This is a genomic window from Anaerosporobacter sp. (assembly GCF_965301125.1).
This window is the reverse complement of record NZ_CBDLAM010000120.1, coordinates 6,694-12,375: the sequence shown is the minus strand read 5'-3', so window position 1 is coordinate 12,375 and position 5,682 is coordinate 6,694. Positions and strand designations below refer to the sequence as shown.

The 5,682-nt window shown below is 32.4% G+C and carries 6 protein-coding genes and 1 pseudogene; 6 read left to right on the top strand and 1 reads right to left on the bottom strand.

The window, feature by feature from the left end; all coding sequences use genetic code 11:
* Positions 1–155 precede the first annotated feature (155 nt).
* Positions 156–917 (top strand): SDR family NAD(P)-dependent oxidoreductase, encoded by a 762-nt coding sequence (locus ACW2QF_RS13095; protein ID WP_455716454.1) that lies wholly within the window; start codon positions 156–158, stop codon positions 915–917.
* A 160-nt stretch (positions 918–1,077) separates the two neighbouring features.
* Positions 1,078–1,671: a hypothetical protein gene (locus ACW2QF_RS13090; protein ID WP_455716453.1), complete on the top strand. Its 594-nt coding sequence runs from the start codon at positions 1,078–1,080 to the stop codon at positions 1,669–1,671.
* A gap of 185 nt (positions 1,672–1,856) precedes the next feature.
* Here the strand turns inward: ACW2QF_RS13090 and ACW2QF_RS13085 are convergent, their stop codons facing one another.
* Positions 1,857–2,558, bottom strand: coding sequence for a hypothetical protein (locus ACW2QF_RS13085; protein ID WP_455716452.1), 702 nt, complete (start codon positions 2,556–2,558; stop codon positions 1,857–1,859).
* Positions 2,559–2,756: 198 nt separating this feature from the next.
* Here ACW2QF_RS13085 and ACW2QF_RS13080 point away from each other — a divergent pair, with 198 nt between their 5' ends.
* The 4 genes and pseudogenes from ACW2QF_RS13080 to ACW2QF_RS13065 all read left to right on the top strand — a co-directional run.
* Positions 2,757–3,440: a response regulator transcription factor gene (locus ACW2QF_RS13080; protein WP_455716451.1), complete on the top strand. Its 684-nt coding sequence runs from the start codon at positions 2,757–2,759 to the stop codon at positions 3,438–3,440.
* The gene (locus tag ACW2QF_RS13075; protein ID WP_455716450.1) at positions 3,433–4,815 is read left to right on the top strand and encodes a sensor histidine kinase; all 1,383 of its coding nucleotides are present in this window, start codon (positions 3,433–3,435) and stop codon (positions 4,813–4,815) included. The genes ACW2QF_RS13080 and ACW2QF_RS13075 overlap by 8 nt, the downstream gene beginning before the upstream one ends.
* Positions 4,816–5,056: 241 nt before the next feature.
* A complete protein-coding gene (locus ACW2QF_RS13070) occupies positions 5,057–5,374 on the top strand; it encodes a 4Fe-4S dicluster domain-containing protein (protein ID WP_455716449.1) in 318 nt (105 codons plus the stop codon).
* Positions 5,375–5,428: 54 nt separating this feature from the next.
* Positions 5,429–5,682, top strand: a pseudogene (locus tag ACW2QF_RS13065) (Crp/Fnr family transcriptional regulator); the annotation flags it as partial.

Below are 5,682 nucleotides of genomic sequence, written 5' to 3'. Positions count from 1 at the left end.
TATAAAATATTCTAAAACTTCCTAGTATATTCAATACATTAGTTTATATTATACAAAATAACTTGACTTTTACTAGAATAGAACTATAATATTCCATGTATATACAGAAATTCACTTGATTTACTCTACAAATACTAGAATAAGCAGGAGGTACAATGGATATGGTAAAAGATAAGGTTGTAATAATAACTGGTGGAGGTCGTGGAATTGGTTATGGTATAAGTACCGCATTTGCAAAAGAAGGCGCCAAGTTAGTACTTACAGGAAGAACGGAAGAAACTCTTACTAAAGCAAAACAAACGCTAGAAAATGAATGTGGTGTTGAAGTTCTCACTGTTGTAGCAGATGGTGCGGATGAGCAGGCAATTAAAAATGTTATTGCAAAAACAGTTGAGAAATTTGGCAAGATTGATGTAGTAATTAATAATGCGCAAGCTTCAAAATCTGGATTAATGCTAATAGAGCATACGAAAGAAGATTTTGATTTGGCTATAAATACAGGTCTCTATGCAACATTTTTCTATATGAGAGAAGCATATCCTTATCTTAAAGAAGCAAAAGGTTCTGTTATAAATTTTGCCTCAGGTGCAGGACTTTCCGGAAGAGTTGCTCAGTCTTCTTATGCAGCTACGAAGGAAGGTATAAGAGGGTTATCAAGAGTTGCAGCAACCGAATGGGCTCCTGATGGAATTAACGTGAATGTTGTCTGTCCTCTAGCTATGACAGAAGGCCTTGTTAAGTTCAAAGAAGAATATCCCGAAGCTTATGAGAAGACAATCAAAAATGTACCTATGGGTAAATTCGCAGATCCGGAGAAGGATGTAGGACGTCTATGTGTATTCCTTGCTTCTGATGACGCATCATATCTTACAGGTGAAACAATAACAATGCAAGGTGGTTCCGGTTTAAGACCATAACAGTCAAAGATATTAAGAATATATAAGTTCTTATCTAATTATTTGATATTTAGGATATCAGATGTTAGGTAAGGACTTTTTTTATTATTACATATTGTGGTATACTAGTTGTAAATAATATTTTGTATGATTTGTATGAATGATATTTGGAGGACTAATAATGGAAAATACTAAAAAAAAGAACTTAGCAATTATATTTCCTGGTATGGGCTATAATTCAAATAAACCACTTTTGTATTATTCAAAAAATCTAGCTGAAAATCTCGGTTTTGAGACAATAGAAGTAGATTACGGCACATTACCAAAAGGGGACTTAAAAGCTGCATTTGAACATGCGATGAACGAAACGAGAAAATCTCTGAAAGAGCAAGGTGTTACGGATTTTAATCAATACGATAAGATTCTGTTCTTGGCAAAAAGTATTGGAACCGCTGTTTCTGGTACGTTAGCTAACAAGTTAATACATGAAGATTCATCAATATCAAGTAAATTATTTAGTATATATCTTACTCCGGTAAAACATTCGTTACCGATGCTTTGTGGGAATGGTATTGTATTCCATGGAACATCTGATACATGGGTCGAAACGCAAGATGTTATAGACACGTGTCAAGATTTATCTATGAGCTTATATACAACGGATCAAGCAGATCATTCGATGGAAACAGGAGATGTAATAACGGATCTAGATAATATGAAAACTATTATGGAACATTGTAAAGAGTATATAGAATCAATACTAATAAATTCTTAAGCTTGTCTAGCATTAGTACTATGAATTTTTGGATGTCGTGAAAATAGTATTAAACTCTGTAGCAATTGCGGATTTAATACCAAAGAATCTGATTATGAATATTGTCCTAAGTGTGGGAAGAAATTATAGAATAAGGGCAAGCCAACTTGTTTGGCCTTGCCCTTACCCTTACCAGATTCTCAGATTTAGTTGTCTAAAGCTACAAAAGTACCTGTTAACTTTTTCGAGCTACCAGATGCTTTCTCAGTAACCCCTGTTATAGTGTATTTGTATGTTTTTCCTTCTGTTAATCCATTTACTCTTACAGTTAATTCATCATTATCTTTTTCTACAACAGTAGTTTTGTAAGTTTTTGTTCCTTTAGTATTAGTAATAGTAACTTTTACATTGTTATATTTCACATTGTTACGAAAGTCAAAGGATACTTCCTTATCTTCATTATCAAACTCTACATCTTTCACAAGATTAGTAGATGCTTTTGGAATGCTGAAGTTGATTGTTAGAGTTCCGTATTTAGAAGCATTAGCATTCTTGATCCCATTAATCGTAACCGTATATTTTTTACCAGCTTTTAAATTAGCTACATCTAAGTCGATTTCATTGTTATCGGATTCTTCTATAAATGTTTTATATGTTTTACCAGAGCTATCTTTAACACTTGCTTTTGCTGAAGATTTAAGCTTGATTTTATTTGAAAAATCAATTTCAATAGAGTCATCCGTATCATCATAATCATATTCCACTGATTTTACATTTATTTTAGAAGTAGTTTTTGTTGATGAAGTAAATTTGGCGTTTGCAGCATTTGCAAATAACGATTGAGAACCTACTCCGATTGTTAAGATTGTTGCAAATACGAATACTTTACTAGTAAATGTTTTTTTCATAATTTTCTAACCTTCCTTTTTATTATCTAAAATTTATTTTCTTGATTGATTACTTGCTTAGTATAAAATCTTAACATTAAAAGAATATTAAAATTAATATTAAAATTAAAAATTAAAATTATAGTAGAAAATTACGCTATTATATAAGATAATGTTCTCGAGAATTATCTTAGCAAGGAAAAGGATGAAAGAATTTATATGAGGATATTAGTAGTAGAAGATGAGAAAGACTTGAATACAATAATTAAGAAAAGACTTAATAAAGAAGGTTATAGTGTTGATTCTTGTTTTAATGGTGAAGAAGCACTTGATTATATGAGACTCGCTGAATATGATGTGATTGTGCTTGATATTATGTTGCCGAAGTTAAATGGTCTTGATTTAGTTCGATTAATGCGTAAAAATCGAGATAAAACACCGATATTGTTATTAACTGCTAAAGACGGTATTGAAGATCGAGTAATGGGACTGGATAGTGGAGCTGATGATTATTTGGTCAAGCCCTTTGCATTCGAAGAATTATTAGCTAGAATACGTGTATTAACAAGACGAAGTATTGATGAAGCAACGAATATATTCACTGTGGCGGATTTAATGGTTGACTGTGATACAAGAATTGTTAAGAGGGGGAATACAGTTATTTCATTATCTAGTAAGGAATTTTCTGTATTAGAATATATGATACGAAATCAAGGTGTTGTGTTAAGTAGAGCAAAGATTGAACAACACATATGGAATTTTGATTATGAGGGTGGCTCCAACGTAATAGACGTATATATACGATATCTTCGTAAGAAAATAGATCAAAATTTTGAGCCTAAATTGATTCATACTATTCGAGGAGCAGGATATGTGCTTAGAGATGAGGCAAGTCATGAATAGGAAGCGTGGGAAAAGAATATCGATTACGTGGAAGGTAACCCTATGGTATACTGCTTTTCTTTGTATTATGGCTTTAATGATTGTTTTGATAACTTATCTGATTAGTGATCGTATAATAAGAAATTCGTCAAAAGAGATGCTTATCAATCAAGTAGCAGATGTTATGGATGACATAGAGTTTGAGGATGGGAAACTTGAAATTGATGAAGAAGATATTTTTATTGAAAAAGGTATATATATAGCAGTATATAATAGTAATAATCAATTGATTAATGGTTTTCTTCCTAAAGTTGTTGACCATACCTTACCGATTATGAATCAAGAACTACGAAAAATATCATTGTCAGAGGAATGGTATTTATACGATTTATCACAAGAAATACCTGGATATGGACAGCTTACTGTACGAGGTATGACGTTAACAACAAACAATGCCGGGCCTATACATGTTAACATTCGTGTTTTAATGATATTAGCACCCTTGATTATCGTGATTGCTATTGTAGGAGGGTATATTCTTACTAAAAGGGCATTCAAACCTGTAAATCAGATGAGTAAAACGGTTGAACAGATTACCAGTGGAAAAGACCTAAGCAAACGAGTAAATCTAGGTGAGGGGGATGATGAATTATATCGTTTAGGTAGAACGTTTGATCAAATGTTTGAAAGACTAGAAGATTCTTTTGAAAGAGAAAAACAGTTTACATCAGATGTTTCTCATGAACTTCGAACACCAGTAAGTGTAATATTGTCGCAGTGTGAATATGCTAGGGAACTTGAGAATTGTGAGGAAACAAAAGAAGCATTAGATAGTATTTACCTACAGACAAAGCGTATTTCCAATCTTATAAGTCAACTACTATTGTTAGCTAGAGGCGATTTAGATGAAAATAAAATACAGCTTGAGTGGGTTAATCTAAGCGATTTATTAGAAGTAATAGTTGAAGATGCGAAAGAAAAGGCGAAGAAGAAAAATATCAACGTTCATGCTTTGATTGAAGAAGGAATAGCAATAAAGGGTGATGAAACGTTGTTAATGCGTTTTTTTATAAATCTGATTATGAATGCCATCCATTATGGGAAAGAATCTGGGCATATTGAAATTGCTTTGTACAGAGAAAACAGAGGAACAGATAAGGAACAATTTGCTGGCTATGTAAGCGATGATGGAATTGGTATAGCTGAGGAAAACATGGAAAAGATCTTTAGAAGATTCTATCAAGTTGATCCATCAAGAACAGTTAGGGAAGAAGGAAACCTTGGGCTTGGCTTATCCATGGTAAAATGGATTGCGGATGTTCATCATGGAGAGGTATGGGTAGAGAGTGAACTTGGTGTTGGTAGTACATTCTTTTATCGATTTCCTGTAGAATAGATTGTTAATGGTTAAAATTAGTGAACTAGGACAAATTGAATTTAGAAATTGTCCTAGTCCACTTAAAAAGAGAAGATTGAATAATATATTCACTTGAATGATTGACAGGTTTCATAAGAAATCTTATAGTTAGAAGAGTAATATCTAACTTATATTCAGGTTAACACATTTTGAACTAGAACATATGGAAGATAAGTGATAATAAATATAGGATAATACATATAAGAGGTGAATAAGTTATATGACAATAGATATATTAGGAACAACAGAAAAAAATCAGAACGAATTAACAGGAAATTTATGTCGTGGTTGCGGTCGCTGTATGCCATGCCCTGTTGGAATTGAAATCAATACTTGTGCAAGAATGTCATTATTGCTACGACAATCTTCAGCCGAACTGCAATTAACCAAAGAAGTTCAAGATAAGATGAGACGCATTAAAAAATGTTTTAATTGTGGACGTTGTTCATCAAGCTGCCCATATGGTCTGAATGTACCTAAATTACTAAAGGAAAATTATAAAGATTATATGGAAGTATTAGCTGGAAAAGTTATATAGAATATAAAAAATAGTATTTAATAAAATGTAAACTAAATGTTCGGAGGTGTGATTGTGGAGATAAATTTTCATCAGTACTTTAGTCATATATATCCATTCTGGAATCAAATATCGAATCGTCAGAAGGAGGAATTTGTACAAAATTCATATATTAGTAAATACATAAAGGGACAGTTCATCAATGAATCAATGGGCAAGTGTTTAGGATTGTTGGCGGTGTATGAGGGTCAATTACGTGTGTATATTCAATCAGAAAACGGTAAAGAGGTTACGCTCTATCGATTAGATGAAGGAGAAGTATGTACGTT

Excerpts from the sequence above, each read along its gene's own strand:
- ACW2QF_RS13095 (WP_455716454.1), top strand. The coding sequence starts at position 156 with ATGGATATGGTAAAAGATAAGGTTGTAATAATAACTGGTGGAGGTCGT.
- ACW2QF_RS13090 (WP_455716453.1), top strand. The coding sequence starts at position 1,078 with ATGGAAAATACTAAAAAAAAGAACTTAGCAATTATATTTCCTGGTATG.
- ACW2QF_RS13085 (WP_455716452.1), bottom strand. The coding sequence starts at position 2,558 with ATGAAAAAAACATTTACTAGTAAAGTATTCGTATTTGCAACAATCTTA.
- ACW2QF_RS13080 (WP_455716451.1), top strand. The coding sequence starts at position 2,757 with ATGAGGATATTAGTAGTAGAAGATGAGAAAGACTTGAATACAATAATT.
- ACW2QF_RS13075 (WP_455716450.1), top strand. The coding sequence starts at position 3,433 with ATGAATAGGAAGCGTGGGAAAAGAATATCGATTACGTGGAAGGTAACC.
- ACW2QF_RS13070 (WP_455716449.1), top strand. The coding sequence starts at position 5,057 with ATGACAATAGATATATTAGGAACAACAGAAAAAAATCAGAACGAATTA.